The sequence below is a fragment of the Streptomyces sp. genome (genome assembly GCF_035644915.1).
GTDB lineage: Bacteria > Actinomycetota > Actinomycetes > Streptomycetales > Streptomycetaceae > Streptomyces.
Map to the genome: position 1 here is coordinate 12,948 of NZ_DASQNP010000066.1, position 14,765 is coordinate 27,712.

At 72.8% G+C, this 14,765-nt stretch carries 12 protein-coding genes; 5 read left to right on the forward strand and 7 right to left on the reverse strand.

What is annotated here, in order from left to right; all coding sequences use genetic code 11:
* Window positions 1-189: 189 nt before the first annotated feature.
* Together VE546_RS06600 and VE546_RS06605 are read right to left on the reverse strand one after the other, a co-directional pair.
* A complete protein-coding gene (locus tag VE546_RS06600) occupies window positions 190-747 on the reverse strand; it encodes an AAA family ATPase (RefSeq protein ID WP_324919522.1) in 558 nt (185 codons plus the stop codon).
* Window positions 748-897: 150 nt separating this feature from the next.
* Window positions 898-1,140 carry a DUF6411 family protein gene (locus tag VE546_RS06605; RefSeq protein WP_324919524.1) on the reverse strand — a complete coding sequence of 81 codons (243 nt, stop codon included), beginning with the start codon at window positions 1,138-1,140 and terminating at the stop codon, window positions 898-900.
* A gap of 185 nt (window positions 1,141-1,325) precedes the next feature.
* Between VE546_RS06605 and VE546_RS06610 the strand changes: the two genes are divergently transcribed.
* The gene (locus VE546_RS06610; RefSeq protein WP_324919526.1) at window positions 1,326-2,504 is read left to right on the forward strand and encodes a phospholipase D-like domain-containing protein; all 1,179 of its coding nucleotides are present in this window, start codon (window positions 1,326-1,328) and stop codon (window positions 2,502-2,504) included.
* Window positions 2,505-2,588: 84 nt separating this feature from the next.
* Here VE546_RS06610 and aspS read toward each other — a convergent pair whose 3' ends face one another.
* Window positions 2,589-4,355 carry an aspartate--tRNA ligase gene (aspS, locus tag VE546_RS06615; protein WP_324919611.1) on the reverse strand — a complete coding sequence of 589 codons (1,767 nt, stop codon included), beginning with the start codon at window positions 4,353-4,355 and terminating at the stop codon, window positions 2,589-2,591.
* 197 nt (window positions 4,356-4,552) lie between these two features.
* On the opposite strand from aspS, the gene VE546_RS06620 reads away from it, so the two are divergent.
* Window positions 4,553-6,763, forward strand: a complete 2,211-nt coding sequence (locus VE546_RS06620; RefSeq protein ID WP_324919528.1) for a SpoIIE family protein phosphatase — start codon at window positions 4,553-4,555, stop codon at window positions 6,761-6,763.
* A 52-nt stretch (window positions 6,764-6,815) separates the two neighbouring features.
* On the opposite strand, the gene VE546_RS06625 is transcribed toward VE546_RS06620, so the two are convergent.
* Both VE546_RS06625 and VE546_RS06630 read right to left on the reverse strand, forming a co-directional pair.
* Complete coding sequence (locus VE546_RS06625) at window positions 6,816-7,790, reverse strand: pirin family protein (RefSeq protein WP_324919529.1); 975 nt, start codon at window positions 7,788-7,790, stop codon at window positions 6,816-6,818.
* A gap of 110 nt (window positions 7,791-7,900) precedes the next feature.
* On the reverse strand, window positions 7,901-8,437 hold the full coding sequence (locus tag VE546_RS06630) for an SseB family protein (RefSeq protein ID WP_324919531.1): 537 nt from the start codon (window positions 8,435-8,437) through the stop codon (window positions 7,901-7,903).
* 228 nt (window positions 8,438-8,665) lie between these two features.
* On the opposite strand from VE546_RS06630, the gene VE546_RS06635 reads away from it, so the two are divergent.
* The 3 genes from VE546_RS06635 to VE546_RS06645 all read left to right on the forward strand — a co-directional run bounded on the left by VE546_RS06635 (window position 8,666) and on the right by VE546_RS06645 (window position 12,378).
* Entirely contained in the window at window positions 8,666-10,492 is a 1,827-nt protein-coding gene (locus tag VE546_RS06635; protein WP_324919533.1) for an acyl-CoA dehydrogenase, read from the forward strand.
* Between the two features lie 148 nt (window positions 10,493-10,640).
* The gene (locus tag VE546_RS06640; RefSeq protein ID WP_324919535.1) at window positions 10,641-11,948 is read left to right on the forward strand and encodes a M18 family aminopeptidase; all 1,308 of its coding nucleotides are present in this window, start codon (window positions 10,641-10,643) and stop codon (window positions 11,946-11,948) included.
* A gap of 199 nt (window positions 11,949-12,147) precedes the next feature.
* Complete coding sequence (locus VE546_RS06645; RefSeq protein WP_324919537.1) at window positions 12,148-12,378, forward strand: DUF6458 family protein; 231 nt, start codon at window positions 12,148-12,150, stop codon at window positions 12,376-12,378.
* A 48-nt stretch (window positions 12,379-12,426) separates the two neighbouring features.
* Here VE546_RS06645 and VE546_RS06650 read toward each other — a convergent pair whose 3' ends face one another.
* Together VE546_RS06650 and VE546_RS06655 are read right to left on the reverse strand one after the other, a co-directional pair.
* On the reverse strand, window positions 12,427-14,328 hold the full coding sequence (locus tag VE546_RS06650; protein ID WP_324919539.1) for an NHL domain-containing thioredoxin family protein: 1,902 nt from the start codon (window positions 14,326-14,328) through the stop codon (window positions 12,427-12,429).
* Between the two features lie 134 nt (window positions 14,329-14,462).
* Window positions 14,463-14,756, reverse strand: a complete 294-nt coding sequence (locus tag VE546_RS06655; protein WP_324919541.1) for a YiaA/YiaB family inner membrane protein — start codon at window positions 14,754-14,756, stop codon at window positions 14,463-14,465.
* Window positions 14,757-14,765: the final 9 nt, after the last annotated feature.

Consider the following 14,765-nt stretch of genomic DNA (forward strand, 5'->3'; position numbering starts at 1 on the left):
ACACCGGATGGAAATCCGATGGACGTGGTGGTGCGCCCCGCCCGGCGCGCCCCGTGCGCCGTGCGCCGCCCGGCCGGTCCCCCGCTCCGCCGGTCGTGCGGACGGGTCGGTTCCGGAGCAATTCCAGCACCCGGGGCCAGGCCCTCTCCTCGATCTCCGCGTTCGCGGCGCGGGTGCCGCCCGGGGAGGTCAGTCGGAGATGCGGGCGGTGGGGAGGTCGGCGAGGATCGCCGCCACCGTCTCCTCGGGGGTCTGGTCGGAGTTGTCCAGCCACAGGCCGATGCGCGGGGTGTCCTCGCGCAGGGAGCGGTCGAGGTCTTCCACGGTCCACAGGCTGTAGCCGATCTTCTCCCGCCGCTCCTCCCGGTCCGCCACCACCTCGGGGCGCGGGGCGAGCACGACGACGTACAGCGGGCGCGTACGGACCGCCGCGACGTACTCGGCCAGGTACTCGCCGAGGATGACGTCCTGGACGACGGCGGTCCAGCCGGCCTGGGCCCACAGGTCGGCCACGGTGGCGGAGAGCCGGTGGCGCAGGCGGAGTTGGGCGACGGCCTCGGGCGTCTCCTCGGGGTGCAGGTCCTCCCGGCCGGAGACGATCATCCGGCGGAACACGTCGCCCCGCACGTGGACCGAGCGCGGCAGGTGCTCGGCCAGTGCCTGGGCGACGGTGGACTTCCCCGACGCCATCACCCCGGTGACGACCACCACGGTGGAGTCCAGGGCGAGATCCAGGGAAGCTCCCATGGGCGCGCGTACCTCCCGGTGTGCGGGCACGGCGCCGGCCGCCGGTGCCCGGGGCCAGGGTGCCACGGGCGGCGGGCGGGAGGCGGCCACCGACTCGCCCCGGCCGGTGCTCCCGGCCGGTCACCGGCGCGGGCCGGTCACCGGCCGCGGTCAGAACGGCAGCCGGCGGCGGGCCCGGCGGCCCGCGGACCCGCTGCGGGAGACCGCGCGGGAGCTGCTGTGGAACGGCTTGCTCAGCCAGCGGCCCAGCGGCCCGGGGGCCTTGTGGCCCGCGCGGGCGCCCAGGCCCAGGGTGCGCTGCGTGCCGCGCTCGGGGTGGCGGGACAGGCGCGGCACCAGGAAGGCCAGTACGGCCAGGACCACGCACACGGCTATCACACCGGCGACCACCACGGTGCCTCCTCGGGTCGGCTGTTGCGGCTCGTGCCTTCTTCGTCCCCGTATCGGGATGTTCACCCGTCTGCCCCCGGTCGCGCCGTCCATCCCCGTTCCCCTCCCGCCGTCCGTCCTGCCGGATGCGGGGCATACGGGGCCCGAGAGGGTTTTCGATTCCGTCGAGACTTCGCTGGGAAGGTGCCATGGACACCGTCCAAGACCGGGCAGAGGAGCGCAGAAGACGGCTGCGGCGGCGGCTGGAGCGGCTGATCGGGATCGCCGCCACCGAAGGCAACGCCCTGGTCCCGCTGCGCAACGGCGACGAGATATTCCCGGCGATGCTGGAGAGCATCCGGTCCGCCGAGCACACCGTCGACATGATGACGTTCGTCTACTGGCGCGGCGCGATCGCCCGCGAGTTCGCCGAGGCCCTGGCGGACCGCGCCCGGGCGGGCGTACGGGTGCGGCTGCTGCTGGACGGCTTCGGCTGCCGGCTGATCGAGAAGCACCTGCTGGAGCTGATGGACCGGGCCGGGGTGCAGGTGGTCTGGTTCCGCAAGCCGCTGTGGGTCTCGCCGCTGAAGCAGAACCACCGCTGCCACCGCAAGGTGCTGGTCGTGGACGAGAAGGTCGCCTACACCGGCGGGGTGGGGATAGCCGAGGAGTGGTGCGGCGACGCCCGCGACGAGAGCGAGTGGCGCGACACCCACGTCCAGGTGCGCGGCCCGGCCGTGGACGGCATCGCCGCCGCGTTCGCGCAGAACTGGGCCGAGTGCGCCCCCGCCCTGTTCGACGAGCGGGACCGCTTCGTCGAGCACGAGCCGCAGGGCGACGCGGTGGTGCAGGTGGTGCGCGGTTCGGCCAGCTTCGGCTGGCAGGACATGCAGACGCTGCTGCGGGTGGTGCTGGAGAGCGCCCAGGAGCGCGTACGGCTGGCCACCGCGTACTTCGCGCCCGACCCGTACTTCGTGAACCTGCTGTGCGCCACCGCGCGGCGCGGGGTGGCGGTGGACATCCTGCTGCCCGGCCGGTACACCGACCAGCGGGTGTGCCAGCTCGCCGGGCAGAACTTCTACGAGGACCTCACCGCGAGCGGGGTGCGGGTCTGGGAGTACCAGCCGACGATGATGCACGCCAAGGTCGTGACGGTCGACCGCGTGGCCGCGCTGGTGGGCTCCACCAACCTCAACCGGCGCTCGATGGACCACGACGAGGAGGTCATGCTCGTCGTGCTGGACGAGGGCTTCACCGCGACGCTCGACGGGCACTTCGAGGAGGACATCGGCAAGAGCGTCCTGATCGAGGGGGACCGCTGGCGCCGGCGTCCGCTGGTGCAGCGGGCGCGGGAGCTGGCCGTCGTGCCGATCCGCCGCTTCCTGTGAGACGCGCCGCGGGACGTGCCGTGAGACGCCCCGGGGTCCGGAACCGCGGACGGTTCCGGACCCCGGGCGGGCGTGCGGCCGCGGCTACTTCGCCTGCGGCGGCTTGCGCAGCGAGATGTGGAGCTCCTTCAGGCGCGCCTCGTCGACCTCCGACGGGGCGCCCATCAGCAGGTCCTGGGCGTTGCCGTTGAGCGGGAAGGCGATGGTCTCGCGGATGTTGGGCTCGTCGGCCAGCAGCATCACGATGCGGTCCACGCCCGGGGCGATGCCGCCGTGCGGCGGGGCGCCGTAGTGGAAGGCGCGGAGCATGCCGCCGAACTCGCGCTCCACCTCCTCGCGGCTGTACCCGGCGATCTCGAACGCCTTGTACATGATCTCCGGTTCGTGGTTCCGGATGGCGCCCGAGGACAGCTCGACACCGTTGCAGACGATGTCGTACTGCCAGGCCAGGACGTCCAGCGGGTCCTTGGTCTCCAGGGCCTCCAGGCCGCCCTGCGGCATGGAGAACGGGTTGTGGGAGAACTCGATCGCGCCGGTGTCCTCGTTCCGCTCGAACATCGGGAAGTCGACGATCCAGCAGAAGCGGAAGACGTTCTCCTCGAAGTGGCCGGTGCGCCGGCCGGCCTCGACGCGGACCGCGCCCATGATCTTGGAGACCTCGTCGAACTCGCCCGCGCCGAAGAAGACCGCCGTGCCCGGCTTGGCGTCCAGCCGCTCCAGCAGCGCGGAGACGTTCTCCTCGGTGAGGAACTTGGCGATCGGGCCGGTCAGCGCGCCCTCGTCGCCGACGCGCACCCAGGCCAGGCCCTTGGCGCCGAGCCCGACGGCGAACTCGCCCATCTGGTCGAAGAACTTGCGCGGCTGGTCGGCGGTGTCCGGGACGGCCAGGGCGCGCACGTGCTTGTCGGCGAACGCCTTGAAGCCCGAGCCCGCGAAGACGTCCGAGACGTCGACCAGTTCCAGCCCGACCCGCAGGTCCGGCTTGTCGGTGCCGTACTTCAGCATCGCCTCGCGGTACGGGATGCGCGGGAAGGGCGAGGTGACGTGGCGGCCGCCGCCGTACTCCTCGAAGAGTTCGGTCATCACCTTCTCGATGACGCCGAAGACGTCCTCCTGCTCGACGAAGCTCATCTCGACGTCGAGCTGGTAGAACTCGCCCGGCGAGCGGTCGGCGCGGGCGTCCTCGTCGCGGAAGCACGGCGCGATCTGGAAGTAGCGGTCGAAGCCCGCGATCATCAGGAGCTGCTTGAACTGCTGCGGCGCCTGCGGCAGCGCGTAGAACTTCCCCGGGTGCAGCCGGGAGGGCACCAGGAAGTCGCGGGCGCCCTCGGGGGAGGTGGCCGACAGGATCGGGGTGGCCAGCTCGTTGAAGCCGAGTTCGGTCATCTTCCGGCGCAGGGTGGCGATGACCGCCGAGCGCAGCATGATGTTGCGGTGCATGCGCTCCCGGCGCAGGTCGAGGAAGCGGTACTCCAGGCGCCGTTCCTCGTTGACGCCGTCCTCGGTGTTGATCGTGAAGGGCAGCGGGTCGGCGGCGCCCAGCACCTCGACCTCGGCGACCTCGACCTCGATCTCGCCGGTGGCCAGCTCGGGGTTGACGTTCTCCTCGCCGCGGGCGACGACCCGGCCGTCGATCCGGACGACGGTCTCCTTGGAGATCGAGCTGAGGGCCTCGTACGGCGCGGTGTCCGGGCGGACGACGAGCTGGACGATGCCGTAGTGGTCCCGCAGGTCGATGAAGAGGATGCCGCCCAGGTTCCGCCGATTGTGCAGCCAGCCGGACAGGCGGACATCCTGGCCGATGTCCGCGGCACGGAGCTCGCCGCAGGTGTGGGACCGGTACCGATGCATCATTCGTCCAAGTCGTCAGGTTGTCGGGTCGTTGTGTCGGGCGGCCGCCGGGCTCCCGGCCGGGTGGTGGGCCGGGCCGCCGGTCACCCCCGGTGACCGCGGTGCACGGGCCGCCGTGCGCGGACACGCACGGCTCAGACTACCGCCCGGGCTCCTTCTGCTGGGTGCCCCCCGCGATATCCACATAAAGTGGAAAAGTGCGCATAGAGGACATTCTGGCGACCACCGGCACCGGCCTGCTGCGCTGGGACAACGTCACGGGCATGAGCACGCTGGACGCCACCGCGGCCCGGCTGTTCGGGCTGCCCCCCGAGGAGGTCACCCTCCCCGAGGAGGTCCTGCGCGCCCGCATCAACACCTTCGACTACGCCGAGCTGAGCAGCGTCGCGGCCCTGGCCGTCACCGAGGGCACCATCGCCGAGGCGACGCTGCGGATCGTGGCGGAGGACGGCACCGTCGTACGGCACGTGCGCCTCCGGCTGGCCCTCGCCGACCAGTCGGTGGGGGCGGAGCCGGAGCTGTCGGACTTCGTGCTCCACGGCCTGATGGTCGAGACCGCCCCGCCCCACACGCCCGCCGGTGCGGAGCCGGGCGGCCCGGAGGACCTGGCGGAGACCCCCGTCGTGCGGTCCCCCGCCACCCAGACGCCGGTCACCGGCGACCTGCGGCGGTCCCGCGAGGCGTTCCTGCTGGAGGCGGGGCAGGCGCTGGCCGCGACGCAGACCACCACGGAGGTGCTGCGCGTCGTGGGGGAGCTGTCGATGCCCGGCTTCTCGCCCTCCGGCCTCGTCGTCTTCGGGGTGAAGGGCGACCGGCTGACGCCGATCGGCGCCTACGGACCGCGCTCCAGCGTCGAACGGCTCTTCGAGGACATACCGCTGGCGAGCGACTACCCGGGCACCGTGGTGGTCCGCACCGGCCGGGCCCTGTACCTGGCCTCCCCCGAGGAGTACCGCCGCCGGTTCCCCGCGGCCTGGTCCCTCGTGGAGCCCTACGGCAACCGCGCCTGGGCGTACCTGCCGCTGCTGGTGGGAGGACGGACGATCGGCTCCTGGCTGGTCGCCTTCCGGGAGCCGGTGCACTTCACCCCGGACGAGCGGTACGTCCTGTCGGCGGTGGCGCGGATGCTCGCCCAGGCGCTGTCCCGGGTGTACGTCCAGGAGTCCATGCGCGAACTGGCCGACAGCCTCCAGCGCACCATGCGGCCCGCCCACCGGCCGGACATCCCGGGGATGGCGGTGGCCAGCCGGTACATGCCGGCCGGCGGCGGCCTCCAGGTGGGCGGCGACTGGTACGACGTGATCCCGCTGCCGTGCGGACGCACGGCGCTGGTCATCGGCGACGTGCAGGGCCACGACGTGCGGGCCGCGGGGGTCATGGCGCAACTGCGGATCGCGCTGCGCGCGTACGCCTCGGAGGGGCACCGGCCCGACGCGGTGCTCTCCCGGGCCAGCCGCTTCCTGGCCGGGGTGGAGGCCGACGAGCCGCAGCGGGCCGAGGACGACGCGAAGACCTCCCTGGACGACCACCGCTTCGCCACCTGCCTGTACGTGGAGGCCGATCCGGCCACGGGCGCGCTCGACATCGCGCGCGCGGGCCACCCCGACCCGGTGGTCCGCATGCCCGACGGCGCGGTGCTGACCCCCACGGTGACGGCCGGACCGCCGCTGGGGGTGGAGCCGGACACGGACTACCCGATCACCCGCCTGGTGCTGGGCCGCGGCGAGACGCTGCTGATGTGCACCGACGGGCTGATCGAGGCGGGCGGCCTGGACTACGAGACCGGGCTGGAGCGGCTGCGGGCGGCGTTGGGCTCCCACCGGGAGGACTCCCTGGAGAAGCTCGCCGACACGCTGATCCGGACGATGCACGGGCCGCCCAGGCGCCACATGACCGGCACCGGGGCCGGGCGCGGGGCGCGGGCGGGCGGGTACGAGGACGACATCGCGCTGCTGCTGCTGAGCCGCGACGGCGGCGCCCCGGTCCGCTGGCGCGCCCCCAGCCGCCGCATCGTCCTGTCCGTCGGCCAGGACGAGCCGGCCCGGGTCGCGGACGCCCGCCACCAGTTGCGCGAGCTGCTGTACGACTGGGCGGTCGAGGACCAGGTGGAGGGCGCCGTCCTGCTGCTGTCGGAGCTGCTGACCAACGCCCTGGTGCACACCGAGGGCGACGCCGTGGTGGTCGCCGAGCTGACCGGCGAGCACGGCTCCCGCCGGCTGCGCCTGGAGGTCGCCGACCGCAGCGACGAGCTGCCCCACCGCCGCCACCCCGGCGAACTGGCCTCCCGCGGCCGCGGCCTGCTGCTGCTGGAGATGGTCGCGCACCGGTGGGGGGTGGACCCCCGGGGCGAGGGCAAGAGCATCTGGTTCGAGCTCCACGAGGACGCGGAGGCGGCCTGGGGCGACTGACGGCCGCCCGGCGGGCGGGGGCCGCGTGCCCCGCCCCACCGGGCGGCGGGTCCTACAGTCCGCCCTCGGTCATCCCGTGCACGGCCGGGACGCGGCCCAGCCGCCCCGCCTTGAAGTCCTCGAAGGCCTGGACCAGCTCGGCGTGGGTGTTCATCACGAACGGCCCGTAGTGCGCCATCGGCTCCCGGATGGGACGGCCGCCCAGCAGGACGACCTCCAGCTCGGGGGTGTGGGAGTCCTGGGACCGGTCGGCGCCCAGGGTCAGCGATCCTCCGTTCCCGAAGACCGCCGTCTGGCCCAGGTGGACCGGGCGGCGCTCGGTGCCGACCGTGCCGCGGCCGGCCAGGACGTAGGCGAGGGCGTTGAAGTCCTCGCGCCAGGGGAGGGTGACCTCGGCGCCCGGGCTGACCGTCGCGTGGATCATGGTGATCGGGGTGTGGGTGACGCCCGGACCGGTGTGGCCCGCCAGGTCGCCGGCGATCAGCCGCAGCAGCGCGCCGCCGTCGGCGGAGCTGAGCAGCTTCACCCGGCTGCCGCCGATGTCCTGGTAGCGCGGGGCGGTCATCTTGTCCCTGGCCGGGAGGTTCACCCAGAGCTGGAGCCCGTGGAAGAGGCCGCCGCTGACGACCAGCTCCTCCGGCGGCGCCTCGATGTGGAGCAGGCCGGAGCCCGCGGTCATCCACTGGGTGTCGCCGTCGTTGATGACCCCGCCGCCGCCCGCGGAGTCCTGGTGGACGAAGGTGCCGTCGATCAGGTACGTGACGGTCTCGAAGCCCCGGTGCGGGTGCCAGGGGGTCCCCTTCGGCTCGCCGGGCGCGTACTCCACCTCGCCCATCTGGTCCATCATGATGAACGGGTCGAGGTACCGGTAGTCGATCCCCGCGAAGGCGCGGCGCACGGGGAAGCCCTCCCCCTCGAAGCCGCTGGGGGCGGTGGTCACCGCGAGCACGGGCCGGGGCACGGCGCCCTCGCCGGGCAGGGGGACGCGCGGCAGCGCGAGCGGGTTCTCGGCGGTGATCGCGGGCATCGTGGACCTCCTCGGCGGACCTGGGAGACCCAGAGTAATTCAACGTTCAACATAAAACCAGGGTGTCCAGACCCCGGTCCCCGTACCGGGCGCGCGTCCCCGGCCGCGCGTCAGCCGTACATCCGGCGCATCGCGAAGTCGACCATCTCCTCCACCGCCTTGGCGTCGAAGACGATCCGGTGGTCGCCCTCCATGTCCAGCACGAAGCCGTAGCCCGACGGCAGCAGGTCGAGCACCTCGGCACCGGTGATCACGAAGTACTTCGAGTCCTTGCCCGCGTACGCGCGCAGCTCCTTGAGCGTGGTGAACATCGGGATCACCGGCTGCTGGGTGTTGTGCAGCGCCAGGAAGCCGGGGGTGTCCCCGCGCGGGCAGTACACCTTCGACGTGGCGAAGATCGCCTGGAAGTCCTCGGCGGACATCGCGCCGGTGGTGAAGGCGCGGACGGCCTCGGCGAGGGACGGCGGCGACGGCTCCGGGTAGAGCGGCTGCTGCTGGCCGTAGGCGGGCGGCGGCTGCTGGGAGGCGTAGTGCTGCTGCCCGGCGTGCGCGCCGTGCCCGGGGTGTCCGGTGTGCCCCGGATGGCCGGTGTGGCCGCCGTGACCGGCGTGCTGGCCCGCGTTTCCGGTCTGGTCGTAGCCGTACATGGACGTAAGCGTACTGACTCGGGGACCGCCCCCGCCCCGGTGCGGAACCGCTCCGTGAACGCACCGCGGCGCTCCGGAACGGGCCGGAACGGACCGTTCCCGAGGAGTTCGGTCACAGTCGGGCGGATCGGGGTTGATTCTTATTACCGACGGGTAGCATGATGGCAGCTACTTACCGGTACGCGTATGGAGGAGTCTCCTCCCCCTACCCACTACGGAGCCGTCGCCATGGGGCACTACAAGTCGAATCTCCGCGACATCGAGTTCAACCTCTTCGAGGTGCTCGGCCGCGACACGGTGTACGGCACCGGCCCGTTCGCGGAGATGGACGTCGAGACCGCCAAGAGCGTGCTGTCGGAGATCGCGCGCCTGGCGGAGAACGAGCTGGCCGCCTCCTTCGAGGAGGCCGACCGCAACCCGCCGGTGTTCGACCCCGAGACCAACACCGCGCCGATCCCGGGGGCCTTCAAGAAGAGCTACCAGGCGTACATGGACGCCGAGTGGTGGCGGCTGGGCATCCCCGAGGCCATCGGCGGCACCAACGCCCCGCGCTCCCTGCTGTGGGCCTTCGCCGAGACCATCCTCGGCTCCAACCCGGCGGTGTGGATGTACGCGTCCGGCCCGGCCTTCGCCGGCGTCCTCCACGAGGAGGGCACCGCGGAGCAGCAGAAGATAGCCCAGCTCATGGTGGACCGGCAGTGGGGCTCCACCATGGTGCTCACCGAGCCCGACGCCGGCTCCGACGTGGGCGCGGGCCGCACCAAGGCGATCCGCCAGGAGGACGGCTCCTGGCACATCGAGGGCGTCAAGCGCTTCATCACCTCGGGCGAGCACGACATGTCCGAGAACATCATCCACTTCGTCCTCGCCCGCCCCGAGGGCCACGGCCCGGGCACCAAGGGCCTGTCCCTGTTCATCGTCCCCAAGTACGACTTCGACTGGGAGACCGGCGAGCTCGGCGAGCGCAACGGCGTCTACGCCACCAACGTCGAGCACAAGATGGGCCTGCGCGTCTCCAACACCTGCGAGATGACCTTCGGCGCCAACCACCCGGCCAAGGGCTGGCTGCTGGGCGAGAAGCACGACGGCATCCGCCAGATGTTCAAGATCATCGAGTTCGCGCGGATGATGGTCGGCACGAAGGCCATCGCCACGCTCTCCACCGGCTACCTCAACGCGCTGGAGTACGCCAAGGAGCGCGTCCAGGGCGCCGACCTGGCCCAGTTCACGGACAAGACCGCGCCGCGCGTCACCATCACCCACCACCCCGACGTGCGCCGCTCGCTGCTGACGCAGAAGGCGTACGCCGAGGGCATGCGCTCCCTGGTGCTCTACACCGCCGCCGTCCAGGACGAGGTCCTGATGAAGGAGGCCGCGGGCGAGGACGCCTCCGACGCCAAGCGCCTGAACGACCTGCTGCTGCCCATCGTCAAGGGCTACGGCTCGGAGAAGTCCTACGAGCTGCTCGCGCAGTCCCTGCAGACCTTCGGCGGCTCCGGCTACCTGCAGGAGTACCCGATCGAGCAGTACATCCGGGACTCCAAGATCGACACCCTCTACGAGGGCACCACGGCGATCCAGGGCCAGGACTTCTTCTTCCGCAAGATCGTCCGCGACCAGGGCCAGGCGCTGACCGCCATGTCCGAGGAGATCAAGAAGTTCCTGGCCGAGGCCGCCGGCGGCGAGGAGCTGGCCGAGGCCCGCGACCAGCTCGCCAAGGCCGCCGGGGACCTGGAGGCGATCGTCGGCACCATGCTGACCGACCTGGCCGCCACCGAGAAGGACGTGAAGTCCATCTACAAGGTGGGCCTGAACACCACCCGCCTGCTGATGGCCGCCGGTGACGTCGTCGTCGGCTACCTGCTGCTCAGGGGCGCGGCCGTGGCCGCCGACAAGCTCTCCGGCGCCTCGGCCAGGGACAAGGCGTTCTACCAGGGCAAGATCGCCGCGGCGAAGTTCTTCGCGGCGAACGTCCTGCCGGGCGTCGCGGTCCAGCGGCAGATCGCCGAGGCCACCGACCTGTCGGTGATGGAGCTGCCCGAAGAGGCGTTCTGACGGCTTCCGGCACGGCTCCTCCGCGGTTCTCCCGCGGCTCCTCGGGGCCCGTCCGCCGTCCGCGGCGGGCGGGCCCTTCGGGGTGGGCCCCCGTTCCCCGGCCCGGGAACGGGGGCCCACGCCGTCCACGCGTTCGTATGCTGGCCCCATGAGCAACCCCAGTCGTTTCGACCGTGGACACACCGACGACCTGGTGTCCTTCCTCACGGCCTCGCCCACCCCGTACCACGCGGTGGCCCGCGCCGCCGAACGGCTGGAGAAGGCCGGCTTCCGGCAGGTGGCCGAGACCGACGCCTGGGACGGCACCAGCGGCGGGAAGTACGTGCTGCGCGGCGGCGCGATCATCGCCTGGTACGTCCCGGAGAACGCCGGCCCCGCCGCCCCCTTCCGGATCGTCGGCGCCCACACCGACTCCCCGAACCTGCGCGTCAAGCCCGTCCCGGACACCGGTGCGGCCGGCTGGCGGCAGGTCGCCGTCGAGATCTACGGCGGCACCCTGCTCAACACCTGGCTCGACCGCGACCTGGGCCTGGCCGGGCGGCTGACGCTGCGCGACGGCTCCACCCGCCTGGTCAACGTCGACCGCCCCCTGCTGCGCGTCCCGCAGCTCGCCATCCACCTCGACCGGCAGGCCAACGACGGGCTGAAGCTGGACCGGCAGCGCCACATGACGCCCGTGTGGGGCCTGGGCGAGCCGAGCGAGGGCGACCTGATGGACTTCCTCGCCGGGGAGGCCGGCCTGCGGGCCGCCGACATCGCCGGTTGGGACCTGATGGTCCACAGCGTCGAGCCCCCCGCGTACCTCGGCCGGGACCGCGAGCTGCTCGCCGGGCCGCGGATGGACAACCTGCTGTCCGTCCACGCCGGTGCGGCGGCGCTGGCGGCCGCCGCGGAACGGAACCGGGACGGGGGCGAGCCCCTGCCGTACGTTCCGGTGCTGGCCGCCTTCGACCACGAGGAGAACGGCAGCCAGTCCGACACCGGCGCCGAGAGCCCGCTGCTGGGCACCGTGCTGGAACGCTCGATCCTCGCCCGCGGCGGCGACCGCGAGGACCGCGCGCGGGCGTACGCCGGCAGCGTCTGCCTGTCCTCGGACACCGGCCACGCCGTGCACCCCAACTACCCCGAGCGCCACGAGCCGGGCCACCACCCGCTGCCCAACGGCGGCCCGATCCTCAAGGTCAACGTCAACCAGCGGTACGCCACCGACGGCTCCGGCCGCGCGATCTTCGCGAGGGTCTGCGAGCGGGCCGGGGTGCCGTGGCAGACGTTCGTCTCCAACAACGCCATCCCCTGCGGCACCACGATCGGCCCGATCACCGCCGCGCGGCACGGCATCACGACCGTGGACATCGGCGTGGCGATCCTGTCGATGCACTCCGCGCGGGAGCTGTGCGGCGCAGACGACCCGTACCTGCTGGCGAACGCCCTGCTGGCCTTCCTCACCACCGCCTGACGCCGGCCGACGGCCGACGGCCGACGGCCGACCGATACCGGCTGACAGCCGATTGACGCAGCCTCACGCCCCCGGCGCGCCCCGGCGCCCGGGGGGCGTCCGGTTCCCCGGACGCCCCGATGCCCCGAATGTCCGGCCCGCCCGGGGGTACCCGGTTGGTTGAACGAGCCCTCAACCAGCCGGACGGAGGCGGTTATTCATGGGCATGGGACTGACCATCGTGCTGATCGCGGTGGGCGCGATCCTCAGCCTGGCGGTGGACTGGGACATCTCCGGGGTCAATCTCGACGTGGTCGGCCTGATCCTGATGGCGGTCGGCTTCATCGGACTGGCGTCGTACGTGAGCATCTTCAGGCGGCGCCGCATGCAGCCGCCGAGCCCGGCGGCCCCGGTCGTCGAGGAGACCCACCGCCACGAATGGCACGCCTGACGCCGGTTGACGCCCCGTCACCGCTCCACCGAGGACGGCGACGGGCCGTCACTCCGGAGCCAGGCCCGCCAGCACCAGGGACAGCCGGGGCGTCCCGGACCGCGTGACGCGGACCGGGACGCCCCAGTCCTGCTGGTGGACGTGACAGGCCGGGTACTCCACGTCCGGGGCGTCGTCGCAGGACGCGGCCATCGCCGAGACGTGCAGCACGCCCTCGGTGACGCCGTCGGCGAGCACCAGGTCCCGGCCCAGCTCGGTGCCCTGCCCCGCGCCGTCCGCCAGCAGCTCCGGCGGCGTGGCACTGACCAGCAGCCGGGTGGCGGGGCCGTACCGCTCGTCGAGCTTCTGGCCGGGCGGCGCCTGGAAGACCACGTCCAGCCGGAGCCGGCCCGGCGCCACCTCGGTCGCCTCGCGGCGGGTTCGGTGGGCGACCGGATCGACCCGTACGGCCTCCTCGGGCAGCCGCAGCCGGGTCAGCCGGTGGCGGGCGGACTCCACCACGAGGATGTCCGCGGCACCCCCCTCGGCGTCCCCCGCGACCAGCACGGCGCCGGACGGCTCGCGCAGGTCCGTGGCGAGCGTGGTGACCTCGCCGGTGGCCGGGTCGTAGCGCCGCAGCGCGTGGTTGTAGGTGTCGCACACCGCCACCGAGCGGTCGGGCAGCACGGTGACGCCCAGCGGGTGCTGGAACAGCGCCTGACCGGCCGCGCCGTCGCGGTGCCCGAAGTCGAACAGCCCGGTGCCGACGGCCGTGCGGACGGTGAAGGAGCCGGCCCCGTCGCCGCCCTCGTCGCCGTCGCCGGCCCCGTCGCCGGCCCGCTCGATCCAGCGCAGGGCGGAGGTCTCGGAGTCGGCCACCCACAGCCGGTCGCCGTCCGCCGCGAGCCCGGACGGCTGCGCGAACCACGCCCGGTCGGCCGGGCCGTCCACCAGGCCCTCGTTGGTGGTGCCCGCCGCGACGGCCACGGTCCCCGTCGCCGGGTCGTACGTCCAGAGCTGGTGGATGCCGGCCATCGCGATCCACAGCCGGTCCGCCCACCAGGCCACGTCCCACGGCGAGGAGAGGTCCACCTCGCGCGCCGGGCCGGAGGCGGGCGAGCCCTGCCACCACTGGCGGCCGGTGCCGGCCAGCGTGGTGACCTCGCCGGTGGCCGGGTCGTAGCGCCGCAGCGCGTGGTTGACGGTGTCGGCGACCGCGACGCCCCCGTCGGGCAGCAGCGCCAGGCCCTGCGGCTCGTTGAAGCGCGCCTTCTCGCCCGGCCCGTCCGCCAGCCCGCGCCCGCCGGTGCCGACGCGCCGCACCACCGTCTCCCCGTCCGGCTCCAGCTCCACGAGCTGGTGCCGGGTGGTGTCGCTGACCAGCAGGTTCCCCGAGGGGAGGACGAGCGCCTTGCCGGGGAAGCGCAGGTCGGTCGGCTCGGGCTCCGGCGGCACGTACGGACCGTCGCCGCGCCGCAGGGTGCCCTTGGCCTCGTGCTCGGCCTCCAGCTCCGCCACCAGCCTGGCGATGGCGTGTACGTGGCCCTCGCCCGCGTGCTGGGCGACGACGTAGCCCTCGGGATCGATGACGACGAGCGTGGGCCAGGCGCGCACCGCGTACTGCTTCCAGGTGACCAGGTCCGGGTCGTCGAGGACGGGGTGGTGCACCCCGTAGCGCTCGACGGCGTCCACGACGGCCTGGTGCTCGGCCTCGTGGACGAACTTCGGCGAGTGGACGCCGACGACCACCACGGTGTCGCGGTGCTCCTCCTCCAGCTCCCGCAGCTCGTCCAGGACGTGCAGGCAGTTGATGCAGCAGAAGGTCCAGAAGTCGAGCACGACGATGCGTCCCCGCAGGTCCGCCAGGGACAGGTGCTTGCCGCCGGTGTTGAGCCAGCCGCCCCTGCCGGCCAGCTCGGGGGCGCGGACACGGGCACGACGGCGATGGGCCGAGGGGGAGGGCGCGTTCATGCCCTCCAGTGTGACAAGACCCGCCGCGGAGGCCGCCGCGGCATCCTCCACCGCCCCTCCGCCCGCCGCGGCTCAGACCTTGATGACGGTGACCCGTCCGCCGCACGGGGCGTTCAGGTCGCCGGGCGCGGGGCTCAGACGTTCCGGGGGTCGAACGGGTCGTGCTCGGTGATCAGCTTGTCCAGCCGGGCCTTGTCCACCCGGCTGGTGACCTCCTGCATCTCCTGCCGGTCCCGGACGCACTTGGCCAGGTTGAAGGAGGAGGAGACCAGGAACAGGACGCCGAGCGCCAGGAAGCCCCGCTCCCACGGCCCCAGCGGCAGGTAGGCGACACCGAGGGCCACCGCCAGCAGGGAGAGCCCGAAGGAGAGCACGGACTGGACGTAGAACGCGGCCGTCATGGGCCGCTGCACCGGTGGTGTGGTCATGGCCACAGG

Bases quoted from the DNA above. Each gene is read 5' to 3' on its own strand.
- aspS (WP_324919611.1), bottom strand. From the start codon at position 4,355: ATGCATCGGTACCGGTCCCACACCTGCGGCGAGCTCCGTGCCGCGGAC.
- VE546_RS06655 (WP_324919541.1), bottom strand. From the start codon at position 14,756: ATGACCACACCACCGGTGCAGCGGCCCATGACGGCCGCGTTCTACGTC.
- VE546_RS06645 (WP_324919537.1), top strand. From the start codon at position 12,148: ATGGGCATGGGACTGACCATCGTGCTGATCGCGGTGGGCGCGATCCTC.
- VE546_RS06640 (WP_324919535.1), top strand. From the start codon at position 10,641: ATGAGCAACCCCAGTCGTTTCGACCGTGGACACACCGACGACCTGGTG.
- VE546_RS06650 (WP_324919539.1), bottom strand. From the start codon at position 14,328: ATGAACGCGCCCTCCCCCTCGGCCCATCGCCGTCGTGCCCGTGTCCGC.
- VE546_RS06625 (WP_324919529.1), bottom strand. From the start codon at position 7,790: ATGCCCGCGATCACCGCCGAGAACCCGCTCGCGCTGCCGCGCGTCCCC.
- VE546_RS06610 (WP_324919526.1), top strand. From the start codon at position 1,326: ATGGACACCGTCCAAGACCGGGCAGAGGAGCGCAGAAGACGGCTGCGG.
- VE546_RS06635 (WP_324919533.1), top strand. From the start codon at position 8,666: ATGGGGCACTACAAGTCGAATCTCCGCGACATCGAGTTCAACCTCTTC.
- VE546_RS06630 (WP_324919531.1), bottom strand. From the start codon at position 8,437: ATGTACGGCTACGACCAGACCGGAAACGCGGGCCAGCACGCCGGTCAC.
- VE546_RS06600 (WP_324919522.1), bottom strand. From the start codon at position 747: ATGGGAGCTTCCCTGGATCTCGCCCTGGACTCCACCGTGGTGGTCGTC.